The sequence below is a fragment of the Paenibacillus cellulosilyticus genome (assembly GCF_003182255.1).
Lineage (GTDB): Bacteria > Bacillota > Bacilli > Paenibacillales > Paenibacillaceae > Paenibacillus_T > Paenibacillus_T cellulosilyticus.
Genome location: NZ_QGTQ01000009.1, coordinates 17,379 through 42,400 on the forward strand (window position 1 = coordinate 17,379; position 25,022 = coordinate 42,400).

General features: G+C 48.2%; 24 protein-coding genes. 11 read left to right on the forward strand and 13 right to left on the reverse strand.

Going from position 1 to position 25,022, the window contains the following annotated elements; translation table 11 throughout:
* Positions 1-128: 128 nt before the first annotated feature.
* Positions 129-2,390, forward strand: a complete 2,262-nt coding sequence (locus tag DFQ01_RS13585; RefSeq protein ID WP_110044435.1) for a helix-turn-helix transcriptional regulator — start codon at positions 129-131, stop codon at positions 2,388-2,390.
* Between the two features lie 213 nt (positions 2,391-2,603).
* Positions 2,604-3,668 (forward strand): glycoside hydrolase family 88 protein, encoded by a 1,065-nt coding sequence (locus tag DFQ01_RS13590; RefSeq protein ID WP_219993696.1) that lies wholly within the window; start codon positions 2,604-2,606, stop codon positions 3,666-3,668.
* 121 nt (positions 3,669-3,789) lie between these two features.
* On the opposite strand, the gene DFQ01_RS13595 is transcribed toward DFQ01_RS13590, so the two are convergent.
* On the reverse strand, positions 3,790-4,620 hold the full coding sequence (locus DFQ01_RS13595; RefSeq protein ID WP_110044437.1) for a PPK2 family polyphosphate kinase: 831 nt from the start codon (positions 4,618-4,620) through the stop codon (positions 3,790-3,792).
* A gap of 276 nt (positions 4,621-4,896) precedes the next feature.
* Here DFQ01_RS13595 and DFQ01_RS13600 point away from each other — a divergent pair, with 276 nt between their 5' ends.
* From DFQ01_RS13600 to DFQ01_RS13610, 3 genes are all read left to right on the forward strand, one after another.
* On the forward strand, positions 4,897-5,982 hold the full coding sequence (locus tag DFQ01_RS13600; protein ID WP_245946672.1) for a sensor histidine kinase: 1,086 nt from the start codon (positions 4,897-4,899) through the stop codon (positions 5,980-5,982).
* Positions 5,969-6,655 (forward strand): response regulator transcription factor, encoded by a 687-nt coding sequence (locus DFQ01_RS13605; RefSeq protein ID WP_110044439.1) that lies wholly within the window; start codon positions 5,969-5,971, stop codon positions 6,653-6,655. The genes DFQ01_RS13600 and DFQ01_RS13605 overlap by 14 nt, the downstream gene beginning before the upstream one ends.
* A gap of 138 nt (positions 6,656-6,793) precedes the next feature.
* Positions 6,794-7,681, forward strand: coding sequence for a CPBP family intramembrane glutamic endopeptidase (locus DFQ01_RS13610; RefSeq protein ID WP_110044440.1), 888 nt, complete (start codon positions 6,794-6,796; stop codon positions 7,679-7,681).
* A 51-nt stretch (positions 7,682-7,732) separates the two neighbouring features.
* On the opposite strand, the gene pelA is transcribed toward DFQ01_RS13610, so the two are convergent.
* The 3 genes from pelA to DFQ01_RS13625 all read right to left on the reverse strand — a co-directional run bounded on the left by pelA (position 7,733) and on the right by DFQ01_RS13625 (position 12,457).
* The gene (gene pelA, locus DFQ01_RS13615) at positions 7,733-9,601 is read right to left on the reverse strand and encodes a pectate lyase (protein ID WP_110044441.1); all 1,869 of its coding nucleotides are present in this window, start codon (positions 9,599-9,601) and stop codon (positions 7,733-7,735) included.
* 468 nt (positions 9,602-10,069) lie between these two features.
* Complete coding sequence (locus DFQ01_RS13620) at positions 10,070-10,969, reverse strand: GNAT family N-acetyltransferase (RefSeq protein WP_174812808.1); 900 nt, start codon at positions 10,967-10,969, stop codon at positions 10,070-10,072.
* 309 nt (positions 10,970-11,278) lie between these two features.
* Complete coding sequence (locus DFQ01_RS13625; protein WP_174812809.1) at positions 11,279-12,457, reverse strand: epoxide hydrolase family protein; 1,179 nt, start codon at positions 12,455-12,457, stop codon at positions 11,279-11,281.
* Positions 12,458-12,577: 120 nt separating this feature from the next.
* On the opposite strand from DFQ01_RS13625, the gene DFQ01_RS13630 reads away from it, so the two are divergent.
* Positions 12,578-13,465, forward strand: coding sequence for a LysR family transcriptional regulator (locus tag DFQ01_RS13630; protein ID WP_110044443.1), 888 nt, complete (start codon positions 12,578-12,580; stop codon positions 13,463-13,465).
* Between the two features lie 98 nt (positions 13,466-13,563).
* Here the strand turns inward: DFQ01_RS13630 and DFQ01_RS13635 are convergent, their stop codons facing one another.
* Positions 13,564-14,319 carry an SDR family NAD(P)-dependent oxidoreductase gene (locus DFQ01_RS13635; RefSeq protein WP_110044444.1) on the reverse strand — a complete coding sequence of 252 codons (756 nt, stop codon included), beginning with the start codon at positions 14,317-14,319 and terminating at the stop codon, positions 13,564-13,566.
* Between the two features lie 233 nt (positions 14,320-14,552).
* On the opposite strand from DFQ01_RS13635, the gene DFQ01_RS13640 reads away from it, so the two are divergent.
* On the forward strand, positions 14,553-14,936 hold the full coding sequence (locus tag DFQ01_RS13640; protein WP_110044445.1) for a MerR family transcriptional regulator: 384 nt from the start codon (positions 14,553-14,555) through the stop codon (positions 14,934-14,936).
* Between the two features lie 28 nt (positions 14,937-14,964).
* Here the strand turns inward: DFQ01_RS13640 and DFQ01_RS13645 are convergent, their stop codons facing one another.
* The 4 genes from DFQ01_RS13645 to DFQ01_RS13660 form a co-directional block, all read right to left on the reverse strand.
* Entirely contained in the window at positions 14,965-15,843 is an 879-nt protein-coding gene (locus DFQ01_RS13645) for an SDR family oxidoreductase (RefSeq protein WP_110044446.1), read from the reverse strand.
* 46 nt (positions 15,844-15,889) lie between these two features.
* On the reverse strand, positions 15,890-16,870 hold the full coding sequence (locus DFQ01_RS13650) for an aldo/keto reductase (protein WP_110044447.1): 981 nt from the start codon (positions 16,868-16,870) through the stop codon (positions 15,890-15,892).
* 89 nt (positions 16,871-16,959) lie between these two features.
* Positions 16,960-17,415, reverse strand: coding sequence for a MarR family winged helix-turn-helix transcriptional regulator (locus tag DFQ01_RS13655; protein ID WP_110044448.1), 456 nt, complete (start codon positions 17,413-17,415; stop codon positions 16,960-16,962).
* 142 nt (positions 17,416-17,557) lie between these two features.
* Complete coding sequence (locus DFQ01_RS13660; protein WP_110044605.1) at positions 17,558-18,415, reverse strand: SDR family oxidoreductase; 858 nt, start codon at positions 18,413-18,415, stop codon at positions 17,558-17,560.
* A 187-nt stretch (positions 18,416-18,602) separates the two neighbouring features.
* On the opposite strand from DFQ01_RS13660, the gene DFQ01_RS13665 reads away from it, so the two are divergent.
* Positions 18,603-19,196 (forward strand): TetR/AcrR family transcriptional regulator, encoded by a 594-nt coding sequence (locus DFQ01_RS13665; protein ID WP_110044449.1) that lies wholly within the window; start codon positions 18,603-18,605, stop codon positions 19,194-19,196.
* Positions 19,197-19,239: 43 nt separating this feature from the next.
* Here the strand turns inward: DFQ01_RS13665 and DFQ01_RS13670 are convergent, their stop codons facing one another.
* On the reverse strand, positions 19,240-19,821 hold the full coding sequence (locus tag DFQ01_RS13670; protein WP_110044450.1) for a TetR/AcrR family transcriptional regulator: 582 nt from the start codon (positions 19,819-19,821) through the stop codon (positions 19,240-19,242).
* Positions 19,822-19,996: 175 nt separating this feature from the next.
* Between DFQ01_RS13670 and DFQ01_RS13675 the strand changes: the two genes are divergently transcribed.
* Positions 19,997-20,878: an NmrA family NAD(P)-binding protein gene (locus tag DFQ01_RS13675; protein WP_110044451.1), complete on the forward strand. Its 882-nt coding sequence runs from the start codon at positions 19,997-19,999 to the stop codon at positions 20,876-20,878.
* A gap of 162 nt (positions 20,879-21,040) precedes the next feature.
* Here DFQ01_RS13675 and DFQ01_RS13680 read toward each other — a convergent pair whose 3' ends face one another.
* The gene (locus tag DFQ01_RS13680) at positions 21,041-21,967 is read right to left on the reverse strand and encodes an alpha/beta hydrolase (protein ID WP_110044452.1); all 927 of its coding nucleotides are present in this window, start codon (positions 21,965-21,967) and stop codon (positions 21,041-21,043) included.
* A gap of 117 nt (positions 21,968-22,084) precedes the next feature.
* On the opposite strand from DFQ01_RS13680, the gene DFQ01_RS13685 reads away from it, so the two are divergent.
* Complete coding sequence (locus tag DFQ01_RS13685) at positions 22,085-22,402, forward strand: winged helix-turn-helix transcriptional regulator (protein WP_110044453.1); 318 nt, start codon at positions 22,085-22,087, stop codon at positions 22,400-22,402.
* A gap of 149 nt (positions 22,403-22,551) precedes the next feature.
* Positions 22,552-23,163 carry a TetR/AcrR family transcriptional regulator gene (locus tag DFQ01_RS13690; protein ID WP_110044454.1) on the forward strand — a complete coding sequence of 204 codons (612 nt, stop codon included), beginning with the start codon at positions 22,552-22,554 and terminating at the stop codon, positions 23,161-23,163.
* Positions 23,164-23,262: 99 nt separating this feature from the next.
* Here DFQ01_RS13690 and DFQ01_RS13695 read toward each other — a convergent pair whose 3' ends face one another.
* Positions 23,263-23,916, reverse strand: a complete 654-nt coding sequence (locus DFQ01_RS13695) for an NADPH-dependent F420 reductase (protein WP_110044455.1) — start codon at positions 23,914-23,916, stop codon at positions 23,263-23,265.
* Positions 23,913-24,890: an SDR family NAD(P)-dependent oxidoreductase gene (locus tag DFQ01_RS13700; RefSeq protein WP_110044456.1), complete on the reverse strand. Its 978-nt coding sequence runs from the start codon at positions 24,888-24,890 to the stop codon at positions 23,913-23,915. Before DFQ01_RS13700 ends, DFQ01_RS13695 begins: the two co-directional genes overlap by 4 nt.
* Between the last annotated feature and the right edge of the window lie 132 nt (positions 24,891-25,022).

The following is a 25,022-nucleotide window of genomic DNA, read 5'->3' on the forward strand; positions in this document are numbered from 1 at the left end:
CATTCATCTATTCGAAGAGGAAACTATCCATTAAAATGAACTCAATATTATCGTTGTCGAAATGTAATACATAAGTTGATCTTTCAAACTTGTTCAGCAGGATACACATAAAAAAGGGGGCTAACGGTATGAAGATCAGACGAAAATTCATGTATAAAGTATTATCTTTATTCCTTATCATTGTTTTGTTTTACACTGCAGCTGTATCCTCCATTATTCTTTACAAAAGTCATCAGTTATCGGATACACAATATAAAAACAGCCAACAACTTTTCATTCAACAGAATAGTATATATGCAGACTTCATACTCAAGACTGCACTCTCGTTTGTTTACAAAACCGCCACGTTGCAAAGCGTCATTGATTACCGATACAGCAATGATACAAACCCGATTCTTGTGACCGGCGTTTATAATGATCTTAGGGACCAGCTTGAAGGCTTCGGGCAAATTGGCTTTAACATCAACGTAACTAAACTAACCGATAATATCGTGATTACACCAGGCGGAACATTCCGTACGGGGGAATACTTGAAAGAAATGGGGATACATAAAGAAGCGTTGGATTACTTTAAGCAATTAGACGGGGAATCGGACGAAAAACCATTCCAAGCTTCGAAAACCTATGTCGTCCCTCAAACCATGATGGATTCATCTAATAAAATCGTTATTATTCATAAAGCTATAAATTCGGTGCTGCCCCCTTTGTACTTTTTTATCGTTGTCGATCGGAGATCATTATTGCCTGAAGCAGCCGACACTTCCGAAGGGAGTTTATATCTTTATACCGATGACATTGTAACCGCATTCATACAGAAAGAACGATTGGACCCTGAAATAAGGTCCAAAATCAATGCCGTCGAAAACGACAAAAACATACACGATATAAACGCGGGTTCTACCGTAAACTATATCTATTATTCCGAGATTATCCCTAATCTCAAGTTTGTGTATGTAGTTAAGGCCTTCTCGTTTAATGCCATAATGAAAGAAATCTGGAAAACCGTTTTTCTCCCCAGCTTGCTTCTTTTACTGCTCGGCGCTTTGTTAGCCTATTTCGCCGCCCGTTCTAGCTACAAGCCTATCGGACAACTGCTTCACTACCTCCAGTCGCAAAGAGATAACGAGCCGACGGAACATACATACGACGATACTAAGACTCACGAGATTGCTTTTATCCGCTCTAGAATCGAGCAGATCTACATGGTTAATCATACCTTGCAGCATCGATTGAACGATTCTTATGTGCATTTAAAGGAGGATCTCTTCCGCAAGGCTCTTTACGGTATTGCCAGTGAGGAAGTGGTTCGCCATAACCTATCTATTTTAGGCATGGAAAGGTTTCAGGACGAGTTAACGCTTATGCTCATTGAAGGGGAGAGCATGGGCACCCTTGAAACGAGCATGTCCCATTTTAATCTGACATTATATATCGCAGCCATCATCCAAACGTTTGAAGAACATTACGAAGATTTCTTTATTTTGCCGCTGGATAAAACTAAGCTTTGCGTCATTTTCCATTCGTCATCCTCCGATGCTTTGATGTCAGTGGCGCACGGCATCATCAATAAGATCCAAAACGACTTGTCGCTGGAATTGTCAGCCTCAATCTCTCAAACTTACAGGCTTGAGGAACTGACTTTGGCGCTGCACGAGCTGCTTCACTTAAGTAGTTATCATTATGTTGCTTCCGATAAAGTTCTGACATCCGAAAATGTAAAGGATCTCGAAGAATTGATCCTTCATTATCCAATTGAATTGGAAACAAATCTTATTCATTACGTTAATACGAATGAAATGGATAAGGCCAATGAATTACTTCTTCATTTGTTGCAAGATCGTGCAAACAGGTCGCTTAGCCCTTCGGAATTTACAAATTTGAAGCATTCAATATTGAATACATTTAAGCGGTGCCTCAACTCAAACGGGAAAACGTTAAATCAGTTCGCCATAGAATACGCCAACATGGTGGACGAGTTTATGGCTGTATCTGCTTCAAAATTTAAAGAAAAGACGCTTACCTTGTTCGAAATGATATTCATATTTTCCACCAAGGACCGATTCAGCCTCGAGAGTTCGATGGCATCGCAAATATTTATTTACATCCATCAGCATTTCGATAAAGATCTGTCTCTGTCGGAAATCGCGGAGCATTTCAACTTGTCTGACAGTTATGTTAGCAAGCTGTTGAAAAATGCCCTTGATATCAATTTCAAGCAATATGTCAACACCTTGAAGGTGAACAGGGCCAAAGAGTTGTTTAAACAAGGAAATTACAAAGTTCAGGAGGTTGCCAGTCTGGTAGGCTGCAATAATACGAACACGTTTATACGTATATTCAAGCAATTTGCAGGCGTCTCGCCCGGCGAATACTTAAAAAGCCTGAACTAACCGATCTCGTTTTTTTGCCGCTATATTGAGTTGTTGTAGTATTCGTGGATTAGGCTATTTAATGTCGATTCACGCAAATAATAAAGATAGCCTCGCATCCCTGCTCCCTATATCATTTTGTCTATAATAAATGACTTAAATGAGAGGGATCTGCAAATGGGACAACTACCAGCTTGGATAGCAACTGCTTATAGGGAATCCTTGCACAAAATTGTGAAAACGAGCGATAAAATTGGCGCAAGCTTTCCGCACGTCTGCTTGGACGGTCGATACAACTCCGAAGATGTGTCCTTCTGGACTTCGGGCTTTTGGGGCGGCTTGCTATGGCTTGCCTATCGGGAGACGCAACAGAAATCGCTGCGGAGTCTGGCGGAGCAAATCGAACGAAAGTTAAATGAGCCGCTGCATCAATTTTACGACATTCATCATGATGTCGGTTTTATGTACCTGCCCACTGCGGTCCATCATTACAAAGTTACCGGAAATGAAGATTCCCGTCGAACGGGGCTTATTGCCGCTAGCCATCTGGCCGGCCGTTTTAATCTTAAAGGGCAGTTCATTCGTGCATGGACGGATAGCGTCGATCCAGACAGCACAGGATGGGCTATTATCGACTGCTTAATGAACTTGCCGTTGCTGTTCTGGGCAGCCGAAGAAGACCATGATCCACGTTTCAAACATATCGCTGTGGCGCATGCCGATACCGTTCTTAAGCAATTCGTAAGGGATGATGGGACCGTCCCTCATATCGTCAGCTTTGATCCTGAAACCGGCGACAAAATCGAAAATCTCGGCGGCCAGGGCTTGGGACCGGACTCCGCTTGGTCGAGAGGACAAGCATGGGCGATCTACGGTTTTTCGATAGCTGCCCGCGAAACCGGGAAGAGCGAATATTTGACTGCGGCCAAAAATATCGCGAATTATTTTATTTCCCACTTGCCGGATGACAGGGTTCCTTATTGGGACTTCCGAACTTCGGATGCGGATAAGCATGTGCGAGATTCATCGGCAGCAGCTTGTGCTGCCAGCGGTCTGCTCGAGCTCAGCAGCCTTTTGGACGACCACACAGAACAGTTATTTTATTACAACAACGCCCTCGCTATTTTGGAAAGGCTTTACGCGCAATACTCCGATTTCTCCGATAGTCAGGATGCCATATTGACAAAAGGAACCGTATCTTATCCTGACAATAGACATGTAAACATACCGATCGTTTATGGGGACTTTTATTTTATCGAAGCACTCGCCAAAGTACACGGCAGACCTGGTTTATTCTAAATTCGTTTTATGAATCATCGGAAAGAAGCACTCATTGACAAAAAGCCGGCACATCCGTAATCGGATGGCCGGCTTCTTTTTCCCGGAAGGGATAACTTTTTAGCCCTATAGGAGGCGGGATTCATTGAGACAACGGGTCCTCGGAATGAAACTGCTCCAGAAGTTTTTGTGTCTCGATGTCCGGCTCCGGATACTTGAGGTCCAATTTCTCCAACGCATTTATAATAATGCGGAGCACTAAGTAGTCGCGGAACCATCGCTCATTGGCCGGGACGATATGCCATGGGGAGTCTTTGGTTGCCGTGTGACGAAAGGCATCTTCATAGGCATCAACGTATGAATCCCAGTAGCGCCGCTCAGCCAGATCGCTTGGATCGAATTTCCAGTATTTTTGCGGGTCGCTCAGTCGTTCGCGGATTTTCTCCAGCTGAAATTCGGGCGAAATATGCAAGAAAATTTTGATCAGCAGCACGCCGCTGTTCGTAAGCAGCTTTTCGAAATGCCGAATATTTTTCATCCGAGCTGCGGCTTCCTCGTCCTGAATCATGCCGTGAACCCGGGTAATGAGCACATCCTCATAGTAAGAGCGGTTGAATGCGGTAATATACCCTTTGGCAGGGACAACCTTATGCGTTCTCCACAAGAAGTCATGAGCAGACTCTTCAGGCGTCGGTTTCTTGAAGCTTTCCGCTCGAAAGCCTTGAGGATTCAAGTTGGACAATACCTTCTTAATAACCCCGTCCTTACCGCTGCAATCCATCCCTTGGAACAAAATGAGCACGCCATTCGTCTTCGAGGCAAACAACTTGTCCTGCAGCTTGCGGAGCTTCCGTTCCATCTGTTCGAACTCATCTTGAATTTCCTCTTTGCTTGCAAAGCCGCCCGTCTCGTTCGGATCAAAGCGACTCAGAACGTGCTTGTCTGATTTGGTCAGCCGATAGTTTTTCAACATTAGGAACTCCTCCTCAAACAATCTATTTCTCGATATATTCGAGAAGATAATCCCAGAACCCTCCAAACCATGATGAACGACAGGAGAAATGTATGCCCGCTTCTAATAGAGAGGCGTCCACACCACTAGTTTCCATATTTCATGTATAATCAAGGAAAACCATTGGTCATGCCCGAGTAAGGAAGGATCCCTATGAAGAGAGTTTTTCACATCATGGACTGGGGGATATTTGGCCTCCGCTCCTATAATTATATTTTGCTGCTCGTTCATATTGTAATGGCGAATGAATTGTCGCCTCGATTGCTCGTGAATGTCGTTTGGCTCTTAGCGGCCTTTATTATTCCGACTTTATGCTGGTTCCCGCAGCTAAGAAAGAACAAGGAATGGTTCATCTTATTTGAACTATTGCTAGGAGGATCTTATTATATTAAGTCGTTCATGCACGCGGAACAGTTGGGAAGTGTCGATTATCTTATTCCGAGTCTTACAATCGGTTACTTATTGACCCGAAAGACGGCCTGGGCTATGCCGGCGCTATTATTGATGCCCTTTACCAGCATGTTATTCGGAGCAGTTACATGGGACGTGGCGCTCGGTTCAAGCTCGGATAACTTTCTTTTCTCCTTTATCGGGTTATGGGTCAGCTTCATCGCCAAAGCCTATCACGAGAAAAATAAATTAGCGAAAGAAATCGATGAGCAAAATAAATTGTTAACCCAATATGCAGCCGAGATCGAAAGGATGACGCTGCTGGAGGAACGAAGTCGGATGTCCAAGGAGATGCATGACACGTTAGGCCACTCTTTTATTTCCCTTATTATGAGCCTCGATGCTGCCATTGCACTTCTAGACAAAAATCCAATTTTAGCCAAAGAGAAATTGATTACTATAAGAGGTCTGACCGAACAAAACTTGGATGAAATGCGGGACATCGTGCACAAGATGGGGGAGGAAGAGAATATAAGTTTAGTAGACCGCGTCGAGAAACTCGTCAACAACTTTAGAGAATATACCGGGACAGTCATTCGTCTCACGCTGAACGGAACAGAAGAGATCCTTCGTTTCGATGTGCAGCAATCGATCATTCGGGTGATACAAGAGTCTTTTACGAATGCACTCAAGCATGGAAAGGCAACGGAAATTGAGTTGAATCTTCACTTTAATCCCTCAACTATGCGAGTTTCCATTCGAAATAATGGAGCGCCTTTGGGTAAGATGGAGCATGGCTTCGGCCTGGCAACAATGAAGAATCGGATTGAGATGCTGGATGGTACCTGGTCAATCTCCTCCTTGGCGGTCACTGGCGTTGAAGTCAGATTCGAAATACCACTGAAAGGAGATAAGCTCTATGCCGAAAATTAAAGTACTCATCGTGGATGATCAGGAGTTAATCCTTGAAAGTCTAAATATCGTACTAGGGATGGAAGCCGACATCGAGGTTGTGGGATTGGCTAAGAACGGTCAAGAAGCTATCGACTATTGTGAAATAGCCCCACCGGATATTATCCTCATGGATATAAATATGCCTATTATGGATGGCGTCGTTGCTACAGAGAAGATCAAACCCCGATTCCCGTTAGCCAAAATTATTATTCTAACCTCGTACAAAGAAGTTGAATATGTTCTGGCGGCGTTAAGCCATGGCGCTGAAGGTTACCTGCTCAAAGCCATCCATCCCAAAAACCTTATCGCCGGCATACGAGTGGTTCACACGGGGGGTACGCTCATTTCGCCGGAAATGGCAGACAAAATGATTAAAAGCATGCTGAAGAGCGGTAGGTCATCGACTATGGATACAAGGACCGTTGAACCCGATGTACTTGAGAAAAACAATGAATTCGGACTTAGCACCCGCGAAGTCGAAGTTCTTCACAAGCTGGCGTTAGGCCTGCGCAATCAGGATATCGCTAAGGCGTTATATCTAAGTGAAGGTACGGTCAAAAATTACATCTCGAATATTTATTCGAAGTTGAATGTAAAAGGAAGAAGAGAAGCTGCCTATAAAGCTAGGGAAACAGGAATTATAGATCAGTAAAGAACACACAAGCCGACACCGTAACGGGTGTCGGCTTTTATTGTGCTAACGTCATATGACCAAGATATGACTAAACGGTACTGCTGACGTGTGACTTTTTTCAAGTATAGTGTGAATTAAAAGGAGTGGTTACTTATCATGAGAAAGACGAATATACAAGGCAATGAGGTACTTAGCGGTAAGAGCAGTTCTAAATTGGTTGCGTTCTTTCAATTCCCTCTCGTCTGGATGCTCATGGGAACGCTTGGAATTATTCTCGCCAACGTGACATTCAACTCGTTATCAGAAGATGTAAGTGCATTAGGATCCATCATTCTGACACTTGTCGGAAGCGCCGTTGTCATCGTTATCTACTGGCTTGCGATGAAATTTCTAGCGCGCCGTCCGGTTCCTGAACTTCTGCTCCAGCGGCGTGCGGGATCGGAAGTTATTCTCGGCGCTGTCGTCGGCCTTATCTTTATCAGCGTTTCAACAGCCCTCATCGTCTTACTCGATGGGTATTCCTTCAAGTGGTCAACTGAAAACGCCAGCTCTGTCGTTTGGCCGATCATCACCACATCGCTTGGCGCCGCCTTCGTAGAAGAATTGATCTTTCGGGGACTTGCTTTTCAAGCAATTGAAAAAATGGGCGGAAGCTTACTTGCACTGACCCTAACCTCCCTCTTCTTCGGGATCGCTCATCTCGGCAACCCAGGAGCTACAGCTTGGGGAGCCCTCTCCATTACCATTGAAGCTGGCGTATTGCTGGGTGCAGCCTTCCTGTGGCGGCGCAATGTTTGGTTTATCGTTAGCCTGCATTTCTTTTGGAATGCGATAGAGGGACTCTTAGGCATTCCCGTCTCCGGCCATTCCTCCTCAGGTCTATTCACGGTCGAAGTTAAGGGTCCCGCCCTTCTCACTGGCGGCCAATTTGGCCTTGAAGCTTCGATAATACCCGTCATAATCAGTCTGTTGATCGCCATCCCAATGCTGATCTTGGCTCGCCGCAAAGGGCATCTTATATCTCTTCGTAAAGATCGGAACTAATATACAACCTAAGCCGCACCTAAAAGGCACCCAAAATCGGGTGCCTAACGTTTATGCTCCGTTCGAAGTAACAACAAAGTTGTCAAATTTGGCTGCGCTCCCTTGCGTAATCAAGCCGATAACTCCGGTTGTAAAGGTGGAATCCGTTGTTGTCAGCTGCAGCGTGCCGTCAACATAGGCATTGAGCGTCGAGCCTGACATTTCAAGCTTTACATTATGGTTCGTTCCTGTTGCAACCGTTAAGGACTTGGAAACAAGTGTAGTCGATGTGCCGCTTACCTTCTTCCTGATTTCAAGGGTAACGCCATTATAGAGCGATACTGCGTAGTAGTTGTTGGCATCCGTGAATCTTCCGCACAGCATAACCCGCGCCGAGTTATAGTTGCTGACATTGATATCCGCACTAACGCTGTAATTCCCCCATGTTGAGGTGCCGGCAGAAATACGGCCTTCATTAACCGTATCCGTCTGATTCAAAGAGTATGTTCCACTTATTGCGGATGTTGTAAGCGCCCACGTGCCTCTAGTTGATGTCCAGCCTGTCGTGTTGCCGTCCTCGAAGTTATCGGAGAACAATGTAGTAGACGAGGCAGTAGGCGTTGCATTTACTTCACTAGAATTGCCGCTTGTTCCGGCTGCGTTCGCAGCTGTTACAACATAGTAATATTTAGTGCCGTTTGTAAGTCCTGTATCGGCGTAGCTGGTTGTTGTCAGGCCGCTTGCAACTGTCGTGTAGGATCCGACGGCCGTTCCACGTTTTACGGTGTAGCTGCTTGCTCCAGGAGTAGCGGTCCAAGACAAGGTAACCTTTGCATTCCCCGCTGCAGCTGCAAGACCGGTAGGTACTGCCGGCGTTACGTATCCAGCCGTAACGAGGCTGCTCGGCCAAGTGCCATACCATGCATAGCCGATCCTTCTCTCTTGGCTGAGCTCGGACATTGCATAGTGAGTCGAACCGTCGCGATCGAAGAATACCGGTTTGTTGGTGTTAAGTTCATAGAAACGTGTCCAGATTGGAGAAGCGGATGAGTCGCTAGAAACGACCACGTCCGTTAATGTGCCGGAAGAATCGTATACCTTCGTTACTTTCGTACCCGTGATTTTTACTTTTGTAAAAAAGCCGATCGCGTTGTTGATGGCGTTCTTGACATCATTACTTGGGCTGCTGATCGTTTTGAGGTAACTAACGATTCCCGCACTTTCGCTTGAAGCTACAGAAGGCAGCTCATAGGCTCTTCCAGTTGCCGGCAACAAGGTTGTTTTGTCATGCTGCTGGCCCCAGGCCGTCTTGGTACCGTCACTGTTCGTGATTTGCGTATTAATGATGCATTGGATGCCTTTCGTAACTGCCGTACTAGCGTTCGCAGCCCTTGTGGAATCAATGAACGTATAGTCCCCGGACTTATTGGCAACAGACGTTAACAGCGTCAACACGTGAACGATGGCATCGTCGTTATAAGTAATATGGGTATGGTATGAATCGGATGGCGATCCGAAAATCTGCGGCCATCCGCCATTGGAATATTGTCCGCTGATCAGACGGTCAATCCCTTTTTGCAAGGAGGTCAAATATTTAGCGGTGCCTGTTTGCTTATACGTTTTAGCCAGAACCGTAATTTCCGAAGTCGTTGTTTTGTTATCGATCGTTGATAGCGCCCAATCCCCACTGGTTGTCGCATAATCCTTCTTCCACCCGCCATCGGAATTCTGGTTAGCGACAATTTGATCTGCTAGCGCAAGTCCGTCGGTGCCGCTAAACCAAGAGTCGGAATGGGCCAAAATCGTGCTCCAGTCAAGAGTGGCGGCGAATGCAGATTGGGGAAATGCGGCCGTAACAGAGAAGACGGACATCAGCATGGAAACACACAACGCCATTGAAGCTAGCTTCTTTTTACCTTTCGACATACGTTTAGACATCATAATCCCTCCTACAATTGTTGTTGGCTTTTGAGCAAACATGCAAACCGCCCGAATTCGAAACCGCTTGCATTTGTACAAAAAGCGAAGCTTAATTAAGCTGCTGACCACCCCCTTCCAAGTAAAAAACATAGAAAAATAACCCACTGTGGCGATACAAGAGAATCCTTAAGGTTCAGGACCAATCGCCGATGGGCTACCATTCATCGTACACCCGAATTCCAAGCGATTGAACATAGCAAATGCGCTCATTCATTGGATGCCTTGTATTACGATTCAGTTTGTAAGCGGTGTCACAAGTTAAATTTTACCACTTCTTTTCTCTTTTCGAACATGCCTCAAAGCACTATTTTGGACATAAAAAACTAAGCCTTTGGATCGTAACCGCCCATTATTGTTGTTAAAAAGATTAAACCGCCCGAGGTCCTTATTGGACTTTGAGCGGTTTAGCTTAATTAGGTATATTGAAGATTAAGCATGCGATAACAGAGGGGCGCACAATGCGAAGCTTAAGTTCAAATCAGTCTTCGACTTAACAAATAATAAGTCGCCTTGACCCTTAAGTTCAACATTCACATTGTCCGTAAAACGATCCGGCGTGAAGTGAAATTGAATCGTTTCCGTATCACGGTTGCTAATATGAGAAAGCAATCTGGCTAGATCGACCTTGTACTTACTCACCACATCATACAGGTGAAGGACATTGCCTTCATTGCGATAAACGATGATAGCCTCTTCGTCTTCCATAAGATAAATCGAATCTTGAAAGACATTTAATGCATAGAACATAAAAATTCCCTGATTGTCGCTAATGCCAAATCGATTGGAAACAGGAGTGCGCGTTCGAAGGATTTTATTGATTCGTTGTAGATCCTCTTCGTTGGCGCAATCTATTTGTCGTAATCCGTTATTAACGATTGAGATTGGAGCAGCTTTCATGCTGAAGTTCGCTTCAGTATAAGGAGCGAACCCGAATTTGGGATAAAACTGATGCACGCTGTCGTTCGCAAACAAATAGAACACTTCACATTCATCCTGATAAGCTTCCAGAACATGCTTCATTAATGCGCCGGACAATCCGTTCCCTCTATAGTCGGGGTGCGTCATAACGGTCCCGATCTGAATGGCTCTTTGGTTTGTTCCATCAATGATTAAGTTCATTTTATTGATCGAAACGTTAGACACGACTTGCTGGTTTATGACAACGGAGTGGCAAATATAATTGTGATCCCAGAAACCTTTCTGAAACCAATGCTCGAAGTCGATTCCGAACACATCATTTGCTAATTGATTAAAGCTTTTCCTTAGGATCTCATCGTTCTTATAGTCACTAATAATAGTAAATTCCGATGCATCAAATTGGATACTCATTTCAATTCCTCCTAAAGTGGAAGGAAACAAAATACCGAGGTTATTGGAGAAAATGAGCACAAAAAATGCAGCAACCATAAAGGTAACTGCATGGATGGCTAATAACGCTCCATACCTTGCATCCTTGTAATGGATAAATGAACAAACTACTCCCTTGGTTAAAAAACAGCCAAAAGAAAAGTTGTCTCATAATAGGCATCCATTACAAAGTTGTTGGCATAGAGTTGAATCCCCTTTCATTACTCTCCTGAAGGAAGAGTAACAAATGACCAATAATCTAGTCAAGGATGATTTGACCCTAGGTTGATACTACCTTCGAAATCGCCTGAAGAAGATTCGCAAATCTTGAACCATCAGATTCGGAACCTCCATAGCTGCAAAATGACCCCCTTGCTCAAATTCAGTCCAGTGAACAACGGCGTGTTCGCGCTCCGCAAGTGAACGCACAGGCAATGCTAGCTCGTAAGGAAGCACCGCCACGCCCATTGGGACAGGACACGAGCGCAAAACATCTTTCGATTTGAAATTCTCGTAGTACAGACGGGCGGACGATCCCGCGGTTCCCGTTAACCAATACAGCATGACATTGGTTAGCATTCGATCGTCATCCACCCGACATGCCGGATCAGTCCATTCCCACAATTTCTCGACGATCCATGCCAGTTGCCCGACCGGAGAGTCGGTGAGCGCATAGGACAACGTTTGCGGCCTTGTCGCCTGCAGTCTCATATACCCTGCGGGAGCGGACCGGTGCTGTTGAGACCTCTCAAGCCTGTCTCGCTCCTCCTGTGACAATGCGTTCAGATCGAAATCGTCGGCTGGAATGGTATGAAGGAAGTTCAAATGCACGCCGCACATATGCTCGTGATCCACTTCAGCCAATGCCCTGGAGATGAAGGCTCCCCAATCGCCGCCTTGGGCACCATATCTTGTATAACCCAACCGTCTCATCAGCTCCGCCCATGCCCGGGCGACCCTGTTCACGTTCCATCCGGACTCCTGGGTAGGACCCGAAAATCCGAAACCGGGAATCGACGGAATGACCAAATGAAAGGCATCGGCCGGATCTCCTCCATGAGACCTCGGGTCAACAAGTGGTCCAATCACATCGAGGAACTCGACGATCGAGCCCGGCCAGCCGTGAGTGAGAATAAGCGGCAGCGCATCCCGCTCCGGTGAGCGGATGTGCATAAAATGAATGTTCGCCCCATCGATCGTCATCGTATATTGCGGAAAGCTGTTTAACCAAGCTTCATGCTTTCTCCAATCGTACGAAATGCGCCAATAATCTGCCAGTTTCTTGAGATAGTCGAGCGGCACACCGTAATTCCATCCTTCTTCTTTCAATTCATCCGGCCAACGGGTTCGGAGAAGCCGACCCCGAAGGTCGTCTAGCTCATCCTGCGGAATCTCGATAGAAAACGGTCTTATTCCCTCATTGTATAACCTTTGGTCATTGTCCCTATTTATAAAATTCCATAAGATCATCTCCATATTCCCTTCGTTAGCCCTTATTTTACAAGCGATCGTGCATAAAGGATAATATAGGAAGATCACTTTTTCTTCCTCCATTCATTACATTAGTTATATGGAAAAGAGGCGCATCCATTGGAGCTTCTGCAATTGAAATATTTTCGCACGGTTGCCCGGCTGGAGCATATGACAAGGGCGGCTGAGCAGCTTCATATCGCCCAACCTGCTCTCAGCAGGACGATCTCCAGACTGGAAGAGGATTTGGGCGTTCCGCTGTTTGATCGCGTAAACAGGCAAATCCGTCTTAACGCATTTGGCAAAGCCTTTTTATCCAAAGTGGAATCGGCATTATCCTTACTGGAAGAAGGAACGAAGGAAGTGATGGAACTGGCAGGGCTGGAACGGGGAACGATCAGCATCGCTACGAACACATTAAACTGTCTCTCGCCTGCTGTAGCGGCATTTCGCGAGAGGTTTCCGGATGTCAGTTTCCGCATCAATCAGATTGCACCTGCCGAGACGTACAGCATGGGTGAGCTTTTGGAGCAGGGTCATACAGATCTCGGTTTTGGACCCGTTTCTTTGCGGAGTTCGTGCCTTCGTGAGTTATCCGTGCTGCAGTCAGAGGTCTTCTTAGCCGTGCCATGCGGGCATCGGTTGGAGAAGCAGAACAGCATTACTTTGGGGCAGGCAGCAGACGCTCCGTTCATCGAATACAAGATCGGACATCCCTTCCGCCAGGTTAATGACGAAATCAGTCGCAGAGCGGGGATCAAACGTAACATTATTTGCGAGGTCGATGAACCCGCCGCTTTGCACAGCCTGGTACAGACAGGTCTAGGGGTTGCATTCGTACCAAAATGCAAATGGAATGAAGTATCGCAATATTCCTTGCTTCCAATCAAAGACTCGGATAACAAACATACCTTCTTCCTATCATGGAATGAAACACGATATCTATCTGAGGCTGCGCGCGAATTTCAGCATTTCCTTATCGAGTATTATGCGGATGAGCAGAAGTGAGTCAACAAACGATATCGACCCTTCTAATAAGGCCGCCGCATTTCCATGCGGCGACCTCAGACAACAAGAAGGATGGTATCTTGCGGCCATGTTGGCGATTAGATGTTCTGACCGCCCGAAACCTCGATTCTCTGCGCATTGACCCAACGATTGTCGGAACCGAGCAAGCTGGCGACTGCGGGACCAATGTCGTCGGGTACGCCGACACGACCAAGGGCAACCATCGCGGCGAATGCGTCGTTGTAAGCAGGCGTGTCGCGTACAGCGCCGCCTAGAAAATCGGTTTCGATTGCACCAGGCGCAATGGTATTAACGGTAATCCCCCTGTGACCAAGTTCTCTAGCCATATAGATCGTTAGAATCTCGACAGCCCCCTTTGCCGCAGAGTAAGCGGAGAAGCCAGGGTAAGAGACACGAGTAAGACCCGATGAGAAGTTCACGATACGACCACCATCCGCAAGCAGAGGCAGAAGGGCCTGCGTCAAGAAAAATACGCCCTTAACATGCACATTAAACAGGCCATCGAACTGAGCTTCTGTCGTTTCGGTAAAGTCGATCATTTCTCCATGGCCGGCATTGTTCACCAGATGATTGAAAGTTGTGCTATTCCAAGTTGACTGCAGGGTCGAACGAACGGTCTCGACAAAAGCAGCAAAGCTGGACCTCTTTCCAACATCGAGCTGCAGAGCGACTGCTTTACGCCCCAGCGCTTCGATTTCAGCAACGACCGCGTTTGCTTCTTCTGCTTGACTGCGATAGGTCAGGATGACATCGCCGCCATGACGCGCAATGCTGATGGCCGTGTTGCGACCAAGTCCACGGCTTCCGCCAGTGACGATTGAGATATTTGCCATTGTAACTTCATCCCTTCAGCTATGATTTTGAACTAACAATGCAATCATAGAAGATGAAGTTCACTTGAAGTCAAGGCTATTTTATTTATAATAATAAGCACATAATCGAACTAAAAAGCGTTGATTCATTCCTAATCCTCTACTTTTTAGAGCATAAAATCGATAAAAACGATTCATGTCATCCCATATTCACTTAAAGCATACTTTAATAGAAAGCGGTGAAATTTATATTGATGATGACTATTAAAGAAGTTACTGAAATGACAGGAATATCGGCGCCCACCCTTCGCTATTACGAGAAGGAGGGGCTTCTTCCCTATGTGAAAAGGAATGAAAACAGAAAGCGGCTATATGACGAAGAAGATTTAAGCTGGATATCCTTTGTTACCGCGCTTCGAGCCACAGGAATGCCGATTGCTCAAATTCAGAAGTATGTGTCCTTGTTTAAAGAAGGGGACTCGACGATTGCGGAACGAAAAACGATGATGCTTCACCATAAAAAAGATATTGAGAAGAGCATAAAGGAACTATATTTTAACTTGGACAAAATAAATTATAAACTTGCACTCTATGATGTTCTAGAATCTCAGATTGAACGAACGACCATAAAAATTTAACTCCTCGAACCCGGGTTCGCCAGCAGAATCAACGCTGTCTGTGAGAAATCGATTCTTTCAGCACGTCTCTAATACTCACCGGAGGTCGACCGATCAAATGAGCTAGAGTGGAATCGACTTGTGCAAAATCGCCACGGCGGCTCGCTAGAAACATTCCCAACCGCATATTTATACTCGCTTCCGATACCCCTTGGGACATCAGACGTTCCCGAAACTCTTCGTCCGATACAATGATTCGACGGATGGTCCTCCCCAAGAGCTCGGAAGCGATTGCCGCAATCCCTTCCATGTCAACGCCTTCGGATCCCGTAAGATTGGGGGCAACGCCATCATATCTCTGCTCGCTTATGATCACAGCCGCAGCTTCGACCAAGTCCGCGTGCGTTGTCCAGGCAACCGGACCGTCCTCGGGAGCGATCAATTCCCCTGTTGTCATGGCTCCGCCGATCAACATGAGCGCCGCTGCTGCGTAATAGCCATTGCGGAGCGACGTGTAAGGCATACCTGATGCTTTCAACAGTTCTTCGGTAGCCGCGTGATGAACCATGGGAGCGAAGTGCGATGTCGGGGATGCACCTATGTGACTTGTGTACAACAACCTGCCAGCCCCTGCTTTCTTGGCCGCGTCGATCGCTGCTTGATGCTGCCGAATGCCGTGCGGGATACCAGCCTCGCCCATGATGCCGGTCGAAACGATGAGAACTTGCGACGCCCCCTCAAAGGCGTGATGCAGACTCTCGGCTTCGTCGAAATCGCCCCGACGAACTCGTACGCCTCTTTCTTGAAGCGCTTGTGCCTGATTCGGATCGCGGACGCTGACACCGATCTGCTCGGCTGGTACACGCTTGAGCAATTGCTCAACCACGGCCCGGCCTAATTTCCCGTTGGCTCCGGTTACGATAATCATGACAATAACACCCTTTCGTTTCGTATGATGGCGTGACCTATACGCGTTATCCCCGAACAGTCTTACCGTTTCTGAATTGCATGTTGGGAAAAGAAGCGCCTGCGATCTCATGTTCCGGTATCGCCTCTTCGATCTCCCTGACATCATCTTCATTCAGATGAATATCAAGCGACCGCACAGCTTCTTGAAGATGAGTCGGCGATACGGTGCCGATGAGCGGAATGATGTCCTCGCCTTTGGATAATAGCCAGGCAAACGCCAGTTGGGATAACGTCATTTGTTTCCTTGCGGCAATCGCACCCAGTTTCTTGGCCAGCGAAACATTCTTCTCTATATTTCCTTCAAAAAATAGCGGGATGTAACCGCCTTTATTTGCTTGGATCCGGTCCTCTGTCCAGCTGCCGGCAAGAAGTCCATGAGCCACCGCCCCAAAAGCAACAACGTCGATACCCAATTCCCTTGCAGTCGGCAAAATCTCCTTCTCAATGCTTCGGTTGAATAGCGAATATTCGAATTCGGCTAAGCTGATCGGATGCGTGGCATGCGCTCTTCTCAACGTCTCCGCATCGACCTGACTGATTCCGATCTGCTTGACGTAACCGGCCTGAACCAATTCGGAGATGGCGCCGATCGTTTCTTCAACTGGGATGCCCAGATCGATTCTTGCAGGCTGATAAAGATCAATATAGTCAAGATTGAGCCGCTTGAGCGAATGAGCAAGATAGTTCTTCACATGATGGGGGGAGACATCCAGTCCGTACAAAGAGCCGTCTAGCGTATTTAAAGCGCCGAACTTCAACGATATATAATATTCATCCCTTTTGTACCCCTTCAACGCTTCCGCGATGGTCATCTCGCTTCGACCTGCACCGTAGAAATCCGCCGTGTTGAGATGATTAATTCCACTCTCGAAAGCGGCATGAATGGCGGCAATGCCCGCGTCTTTGACAGCCACATTGACATTAGACATATGACCGCAGCCAAGTCCGATTCTGGAAAGCTCCAGTCTGTTTTGTTGATTATTCATCCTAACAACCTCCCGATTATCATTTCAAGAAAATGTGTAGCCGTCTACCTATTTGGTTAAAAAAATAACACAATCCTCTGGCTAGTTCTTTACTTCAACAGCTGTTTCTCAACGTTTTCAAAAGCACGGGTCAGCAGAGATGCAAACATCGCTTTCTCGGCATCCGACATCCCTTGCGTGATCAACTCTTCCGATTCGGTGAAGGCATCACTCCTCCCGCTAAAGAATTGTTTGGCTTTGGCCGTGACATCAATACGGAGGTTGCGCCCGTCGGCATGGTTGCTGCTGCGTGTAATGAATCCGGATTTCTCTAGACCGTTCAGTAAGTTGGTCACAGACGGACCGCTTAAAGCCATTGTTTGTTCAAGAAACTTGCGGTTAATCTCAATATTCTCCTCAATGGATTGATGAATATGCGACAGCAGAATCGCCTGTGAGCTATTCAAGCCATGCTCCTTCAGAAGCTGGTCGATGATTTCCTTCACTCTTTGCGCGATGACTTTAATGTATAGGCTATAGGGGTACTTGTCGAAAACACTTGGCATAGGTATCTCCTTGAATTATGTAGATGACTACACTATAGATTCAGTTTTTCGTTTTGTCAATGATTGGTTTCAGTGTTGGAACGGGGCTCTCCGGCCCCCTCCAACATCTCTATTTTTACTTGCGGCAAGGTTCTCCACCTGTCTATACTGGCAAAGACTCTTGTAAGAAGTCTCTTAGCTTCATCGGCGGTCGGCCGATCAAATCAGCTAAAGCGTTGCTCGTTTGCTCGAAATCCCCATTGCGGCTGGCACGGAATAAACCCAGGGTTATCGCAATGCGAGGCTCCGGAAACCCCTGAGCGACTAAATATTCCCGATACGCTTCGTCCGATACGACTTTGGGGTGAATAGGCCGTCCGACGATATCCGATAACATCGCCGCAACCCCCTTCATATCAGTCGCTTCAGCGGCCGTTAGGTTCGGGGACGGGCCGTCCCATCCCTGCCCGGTTAGAAGGGCTGCCGTGGCTTCCGCCAAGTCCGCGTGGGTTGTCCAGGCAATCGGACCGTCCTCGGGAACAATCCATTCGCCCGTTGTGATCGCTTCGCCTATTAATCCAACCAACGAGGAGGCGTAAAAACCGTTGCGAAGCGACGTATACGGTATACCCGATTCCTTCAGCAATGTTTCTGTCGCCGCATGATGAATCATTGGCGGAAAATACGACGTCGAAGAAGAACCCATATGGCTGGTGTACAGCACCCGGTCGGCGCCAGACTTTTTGGCTGCGTGGATTGCCGTTTCATGCTGGCGAATACCCGCCTCTCCCAAAATACCGGACGAAACAAGAAGAACCTGCGACGCCCCTTCAAAAGCATCAAGCAAGCTCCCCGCATCACTGAAATCACCATGACGCACACGGACCCCGCGATCCTTTAAATCCTGTGCCTTGCTCACTTCCCGGACGCTGACCCCAATCTGTTCGGCGGGGATACGTTTCAGCAATTGCTCTATCACACCTCTGCCCAATTTTCCATTTGCTCCAGTAACGATAATCATATTGCCTCCATCCTTTCCCTCTATATGAGATTTGCTTGCAATATGGTTTTGTGCAACCATATAGTCATACTCACAAGATAAAAGGATTGGGCCTCGTAAACAATCAACAAAACGCCGGTTTCGTTGGGTTCCCGACACAATGGCCGTTTTGTTTGTTTTTGAAAGCCATAAGGAAGGGTGATATAGTTTGCCGGTAAATCCCGACGATCCCCGTGTAAAAAGAACCCGTCAGTTGTTTATGCAAGCTTTCAATGATCTTCTTGATGAAAAGAGAAACCTCTATTCCATTTCCGTGCAAGACATTGCAGCTCGAGCATCCGTGAATCGCGCAACCTTCTATGCCCATTTTGAAGATAAGTTTAACTTTCTCGAGTATTGGATGACGGAGAAATTTCAAATCATTATCAGAAAAAGACTGCCTGACGATTCAGCCTTTAGCAATGACAATCTGCGCACCCTTGTTCAAACCATTTTTCAATTTCTAGTGCGATTTCGTCAGTACCTCACGCCGGGGGACAAGCAGTTCGAGCCGATGCTTGAAAAAGCCATGCAAAGAGAATTGTATCGTCTCTTGCTCCATTGGTTTAAATTGGCCCCCCTTCAAAGCCTATCTCAAGACAAGCTGGAAGCTAGGGCTCTTGTCGTCAGTTGGGGCATATTCGGATCCGCCTTGCAATGGAGCAGAGACGCTCAGGTCCGCTCATTGGAATCGATGGCAGAAGACGTTATCGAGGTTGCAGCCTTTAATTTGAATACTTTGTGGGAGCAATCCAACTCGTGATCTATTGCCAATTGCAATTGAGTTGAGCTTTCAAAAGATGGGGTCATTCCCCCAAGACTGGTGCCAAGGCCGCCGCTGCAACCTCCAATACACGATGCACCATCGTCTCCGACGTGAGGTTCCGCGGATCTCTGCTCCACTGCACGGCTGCACCGAAGATGCCCCAACTGGCAACGAGCGCTGTCGTTTCTACCTTGTCGGGCGAAACCGTCGCTTCTTCGTTTAGCCATTCGAGCAGGAGGCTATAAAGTTCCTTCTGCATCGCGATCTCGAACATCGGCTCGAACCGACTGTTGCCGGGGTGCGTCATGTACTGGCGGAATCGCGCCAGCACATCGAATACGGTCTGGACTACGGTGCGCAGACTACCCGTCCCTGTGATCCTCCCCTTTGGTAAGGCCTCCTTCAAGAGAATCTGGAACTTCCTGCTTATCCAGCAATCCAGAAAGGCATACTTGTCTTCAAAATGAGCATAAAAGGTTGCACGGTTAATGGTAGCGCGAGCCGTTATATCCTGCACCGAAATCGAGTATACATTCTTCTGCTCTTCCACGAGTTCCGTGAATGCCTGCATAATCAGTAGACGCGTCCTGCTGACGCGTGGATCATTCAGATTAACCGGCATGATCGATCTCCCCCTTGGACAACAAATTAGCTGGAATGTTGCCTACGCGACAATTGGACCCCCTTTATTGGTTGTTGAAACTGCGGGTTTACAATAATATCCCTCGTATAGTGTAGTATACGCAATACTGATGCGTAAGCAACACTGTCGAATAGCAACGGGAGGATGATTGCAAATGATAGTGATTACTGCACCAACGAGTAAAATCGGGCGTCAGGTGCTTGAACGCGTACTTGAAAGCGGTGAGGACATCCGCGTGATTGCCCGCGATCCGCGGCGCCTTCCTGAGGCGATTCGTGAGCGAGTCGAAGTCATTCAGGGTTCGCATGCCGACCGTGACGTCGTCAATCGGGCGTTCGAGGGAGCCGACACCGTGTTCTGGCTCGTGCCGGCCGACAAGCAAGCGGAAAGCGTCTATGACGCCTATGTTCGGTTTAGTATCCCGGCAGCCGATGCGATCGTCCGTCATCGCGTCCGTCGAGTCGTGGCGATCTCCGCGCTTGGCCGCGGTCAGCAGCGCTACGCGGGTCATATCTCGGCATCGCTGGCAATGGAAGATCTGTTGAGAAGCACAGGCGTACACTTTCGTGCGTTAACGATGCCTTCCTTCATGGACAACATGCTAGGACAACTGTTTTTCATGAAGAACGAGGGCTTGATTCGTTTCACGATCCCGGGCAACCAGAAGAACCCCACGACAGCCACCTGTGACATTGCCGAAGCAGCCTCCCGGCTTCTCCTCGACCGGGAGTGGATTGGACAGAAGAGTCTGGCCGTGCTCGGACCGGAAGACCTCTCCTATGAGGATATGGCAGAGACCCTTACCGAGGTGCTCGGCACGCCGATCCGCTTCGAGCAGATGTCGCTCGACAGCTACAAGCAATTATTTCTTGGCATCGGCTACTCGGAGGCTATGGCCCAGAGCATGGTGGACATGGACATTGCCGGAGCGGACGGGATCAACAATGCGCTCCGGCGCACGTCGGAAACCGCCTCGCCCACCAGCTTCCGCCAGTGGGCAGCAACTGTTCTGAAGCCGGCCTTCGATGCCATGTGATGCGTGTATCCACTGCTCTTCTATTAAACAGAACAGGGCGCTCTTCTGAGCGCCCTAAAGTAATCGGAATCAGCTTCGATCATTACTTTCCCTGACATTCGGCAATACCTACACAAGTAGGACCCTCCTGTTTGACCACTACTTCGGATTCCCCATTTGCTGCTAATTATGTAGAGCCTTCCGCAATGCGTTTATGGCTTGTTCCTCAGCTTTTCTTCCTTGGTCATAGGCGCCTGTTTGGAGCATGAAGCCATGGACCATGCCAGCATAGCGCTTCGCTTCTACTGGAACCCCGGCTGCTTTCAATTTCTCGGCGTAAGCTTCCCCATCATCACGCAGAGGGTCAAATTCGGCAGTGATAACGAGTGCTGGCGGCAGACCGCTAAGATCTGGAGCCAATAACGGTGAAGCGTAAGGGTTCTGTCCATCCGTTTCTTTCACCAAGTAGTGGTTCCAGAACCACCGCATTGTGTTTGTTGTTAGACCGTATCCTTCTGCATTCTCTATGTATGAATCCGTATCGAACGAGTAATGGGTAACCGGATTGAACAGCAACTGAAACTTGACGGATGGGAACCCTTTGTCCCGAGCCATTAATGACACAACTGCGGCAAGGTTTCCACCTGAGCTATCTCCACCAACCGCAATACGATCGGCATCCGCACCGAGAGCGGCAGCATGTTCTGAAACCCACACCAGCGCTGCATAGCAATCCTCAGTTGCAGCAGGGAATTTATGCTCCGGTGCCAAGCGATAATCCACAGAGACCACTATACTGTTCACACCATTAGCCAGCCTACGGCACAACACATCTGCTGCATCAAGATTACCGACCATCCAACCTCCACCGTGATAATAAACGATAACCGGTAAAAGCGCTTCGCTTCGAGGGGTATAAATCCGCACCGGAATGGAGCCGATCGGACCTGCAATTATTCGATTGTCAATTCTCCAAACTTCTTCCGGCTGTTCAGCCATCGCGCTTAAGTTGATTTTTCTCGCATCCTCCACGGCTAACGCATGCAGAGGCGGAACACCCAGCTGCTTCATTTTTTCAAGGACAACTTGAACTTGAGGATCGATCGGCATAACAATTTCCTCCCTATTGTGTCGTTTCTTGATGTAGTATACTTTTCTAAGTCTCAATCGCATAAGTACGCACTTTTTCGTGACATAGTACCCAAAAAGTAACTGTAAGGTTAGGAGATGTTGTACATGAGTGGCTGTCCTGTGGAGGCAACGCTGTCAGTGATCGGAGGGAAATGGAAGATTGTTATTCTATGGCGTCTAGCACGCGGTACCATGCGGTTTAACGAACTCCAACGCGCAATTTCTCCCATTACCCGCAAGATGTTAACGGAACAACTGCGAGAACTGGAGAGCGATAATTTGATCGTGAGGACCGTCTACCCGGTAGTTCCTCCGAAAGTCGAATACTCCCTCAGTGAATACGGCAAGACCTTTATCCCTGTCATGCAATCGATGGCTCAGTGGGGGTTAGTTCATCTTGAACGTAATGCTTAATTAATGGACTACGATCGCACTATGTTCCTGAATGATGATGTTGTCCAGACTCGCAGAATTCCGTAACGCGTGTTATGATAAAGGATAGAAAATGGAACGTGAAGTCGGATGGAAATTCGAACTTCACAAAAAGGCTAGGTGATTAACAAATGGGACGCAACCGCGAATTCGATATCGATCAGGCACTGGACGCAGCACTTGGCGTGTTCTGGCAAAAAGGTTATGAGGGCGCGTCGTATGCTGATCTGACGCAAGCTACGGGCGTCGAACGCCCCGCGCTCTACTCCGCGTTCGGCAACAAGGAGGCGTTATTCCGCCGAGTTCTTGAGCGCTATTACGAGCACTACCATGATTTCTTTCCGGCGGCGCTGGAGCTGCCGACCTCGCGGGAGGTAGTCGCACGCATCTTTCGCGGGGCGGCCGAATTGCAAACTCGTTACCCTGATCACAAGGGGTGTCTATATGTCCACGGCGACTTAGCCGGCTCAGATGAATCCGAACCTATTCGGCGTGCACTGATCGATGCACGCGCGGATGGAGAGGCTTCGCTGCGAGATCGTTTCGAACGGGCACAACGGGAGGGAGATCTGCCGGAGCATACGAACTGTGCTGCGCTAGCTGCCTATGTGATGGCCGTGCTCCACGGTATGGCTGTTCAAGCCAAGGCCGGCTTCAGCCGCAACATGCTGGAGGCCGTTGCCGAGCAAGCGCTCTCCACCTGGCCTTGCGGCAGTTCTACGCGTTCCGGAAAGTCTTCCTAATCCTTTGCACAAAGGAATATCGTTATAAAGAACCACATAAAAAACAAAGAGGCTCCCGATAAGTGGGAGCTTCTTTGTTTTGTACAGAAATTAATAGACTCATTTCGAGTTGATCCGTTGCGCCCTGGCGAGATTTGCGATCAGCTCGGCACGAGTCTGATGCATATGCGCGGCCCAAGCCGGCTGGCCGGGACCGCTGCGCCATGACTCGCTCAATGGACTGTTGTCGACCGTATCGAAACCGAATTGATCGTACAGCCGCGTTACGAGTTCCGTGGCCTCAGGGAAGTCGCTCGAGACCGATAATGCATGGCGGTCGGGGTCGCCAGCTGGTCTACTCGAAATGAAGAGACGGGGGGCCTGGATATGGGTAAAGGCCTTCGTCACCTTCGACGCAGGAAGTTGCATCTGACGGAGCTCATGAACGGTCATCGCGCCAGAATCGATCATGGGGAAATGACCATCGCGCCAAGGCATGTAGTTGTTCGTGTCAAGCACGATCTTACCTTTAAGCTGCTCCACAGGCATGTCGTTGATCAGCTTAAGGGGGACGGCCACGACGACGAAGTCGCCAGCCTCGGCTGCATCGGCCGCAGTCGCAGCGCGTGCTGACGGGCCGAGCTCATCAATGAGGCCTTTCAACGTCTCGGGTCCTCGCGAATTGGCAATGACGACCTCATACCCGTTGGCGATAGCCGCACGCGCGATCTGGCTGCCGACCTCGCCCGCGCCAATGATGCCGATTACGGTCATAAGTATGCACCTTTCGCGCCGATCATTTCCTCGCTTTTTGCCCAGAGCTGCTCCGCTTTGTTCGCATCGAGTGCATACGATCTTACGCCGTCGGCAAACGGGTTTGGTGTGTCATCGATCGGCGCGACTGCACAATCTTCGAGATAACGTCCTCCGATTTCGTCTTTGTCAGCCACGACTGCGGCCCAAACCGACGTAGCGGCTGCCTGCGCGATTTCTTTGAGTTCCGCCGGCGGCAGTCCTGCTTCGGCGCGAGCTTTGCCAACATTCTCGAGAAGACCCTGCAAGCCTTCCTGCGAGAAATGGCGCGAAAGATCGGTAGCACTATTCCCGGGCATCACCGACGCAGCTCGGATACCCCGATTACGATGCCGTTTATCGAATTCCACAGCAAAGAGCGAAGCAGCCGTTTTCGATCGGCCATAGGCGACAAATGGGTCGTATTCCTGATGCTCAAAATTTGGATCCACAAGATCGACATCAGCGGCACGATGAGCTTGGGATGACAGGACCACTAAACGTCCATTATCGGCGAGCAGCGGCTCGATCCGATTGATCAAAGCGAAATGGCCAAGATAGTTTGTCCCAAACTGGACTTCGAAGCCGTCGATCGTTCGGCCGAACGGGGTTGCCATGACGCCGGCATTGGCGATAATAGCATCGAGCTGCCGACCGTCCGCCAACAGTATATCCGCGCAGGCGCGAACGCTTTGCAAAGATGCGAGATCTAGTTCGAGCAACTCCAGGCTGCCCCCTTCCTGCGCCGCGGCATTAAGGACCGACGCGATGGACGTCTCCGCTTTTACTAGATCCCTCACTGTGCCGACGACGCTTGCGCCGTGAGCGACCAGTGAGCGGGCGGTTTCGAGGCCAATGCCCGATGATGCGCCTGTAATGAGAAATCGTTTCCCCTTAAGATTAACAGCGGATAGCACCTGATCGGCAGTTGACTTTGCATTAAATTTGCTAGTCATATGTATCCTTCCCCCTTAATTTGCGTATTTTTTAGTGTTTGGTTCTCTACCCGTTGATCGGATTTTATCATAACGATCATTACGTTAATTTATATTATACACTAACTTCAGCATTGTCAATATCATAACGAC

Excerpts from the sequence above, each read along its gene's own strand:
- DFQ01_RS13585 (WP_110044435.1), top strand. The coding sequence starts at position 129 with ATGAAGATCAGACGAAAATTCATGTATAAAGTATTATCTTTATTCCTT.
- DFQ01_RS13595 (WP_110044437.1), bottom strand. The coding sequence starts at position 4,620 with ATGTTGAAAAACTATCGGCTGACCAAATCAGACAAGCACGTTCTGAGT.
- DFQ01_RS13600 (WP_245946672.1), top strand. The coding sequence starts at position 4,897 with ATGGCGAATGAATTGTCGCCTCGATTGCTCGTGAATGTCGTTTGGCTC.
- DFQ01_RS13605 (WP_110044439.1), top strand. The coding sequence starts at position 5,969 with ATGCCGAAAATTAAAGTACTCATCGTGGATGATCAGGAGTTAATCCTT.
- DFQ01_RS13610 (WP_110044440.1), top strand. The coding sequence starts at position 6,794 with ATGAGAAAGACGAATATACAAGGCAATGAGGTACTTAGCGGTAAGAGC.
- pelA (WP_110044441.1), bottom strand. The coding sequence starts at position 9,601 with ATGATGTCTAAACGTATGTCGAAAGGTAAAAAGAAGCTAGCTTCAATG.
- DFQ01_RS13620 (WP_174812808.1), bottom strand. The coding sequence starts at position 10,969 with ATGAGTATCCAATTTGATGCATCGGAATTTACTATTATTAGTGACTAT.
- DFQ01_RS13625 (WP_174812809.1), bottom strand. The coding sequence starts at position 12,457 with ATGATCTTATGGAATTTTATAAATAGGGACAATGACCAAAGGTTATAC.
- DFQ01_RS13635 (WP_110044444.1), bottom strand. The coding sequence starts at position 14,319 with ATGGCAAATATCTCAATCGTCACTGGCGGAAGCCGTGGACTTGGTCGC.
- DFQ01_RS13640 (WP_110044445.1), top strand. The coding sequence starts at position 14,553 with ATGATGACTATTAAAGAAGTTACTGAAATGACAGGAATATCGGCGCCC.
- DFQ01_RS13645 (WP_110044446.1), bottom strand. The coding sequence starts at position 15,843 with ATGATTATCGTAACCGGAGCCAACGGGAAATTAGGCCGGGCCGTGGTT.
- DFQ01_RS13650 (WP_110044447.1), bottom strand. The coding sequence starts at position 16,870 with ATGAATAATCAACAAAACAGACTGGAGCTTTCCAGAATCGGACTTGGC.
- DFQ01_RS13655 (WP_110044448.1), bottom strand. The coding sequence starts at position 17,415 with ATGCCAAGTGTTTTCGACAAGTACCCCTATAGCCTATACATTAAAGTC.
- DFQ01_RS13660 (WP_110044605.1), bottom strand. The coding sequence starts at position 18,415 with ATGATTATCGTTACTGGAGCAAATGGAAAATTGGGCAGAGGTGTGATA.
- DFQ01_RS13670 (WP_110044450.1), bottom strand. The coding sequence starts at position 19,821 with ATGCCGGTTAATCTGAATGATCCACGCGTCAGCAGGACGCGTCTACTG.
- DFQ01_RS13675 (WP_110044451.1), top strand. The coding sequence starts at position 19,997 with ATGATAGTGATTACTGCACCAACGAGTAAAATCGGGCGTCAGGTGCTT.
- DFQ01_RS13680 (WP_110044452.1), bottom strand. The coding sequence starts at position 21,967 with ATGCCGATCGATCCTCAAGTTCAAGTTGTCCTTGAAAAAATGAAGCAG.
- DFQ01_RS13685 (WP_110044453.1), top strand. The coding sequence starts at position 22,085 with ATGTTGTACATGAGTGGCTGTCCTGTGGAGGCAACGCTGTCAGTGATC.
- DFQ01_RS13690 (WP_110044454.1), top strand. The coding sequence starts at position 22,552 with ATGGGACGCAACCGCGAATTCGATATCGATCAGGCACTGGACGCAGCA.
- DFQ01_RS13695 (WP_110044455.1), bottom strand. The coding sequence starts at position 23,916 with ATGACCGTAATCGGCATCATTGGCGCGGGCGAGGTCGGCAGCCAGATC.
- DFQ01_RS13700 (WP_110044456.1), bottom strand. The coding sequence starts at position 24,890 with ATGACTAGCAAATTTAATGCAAAGTCAACTGCCGATCAGGTGCTATCC.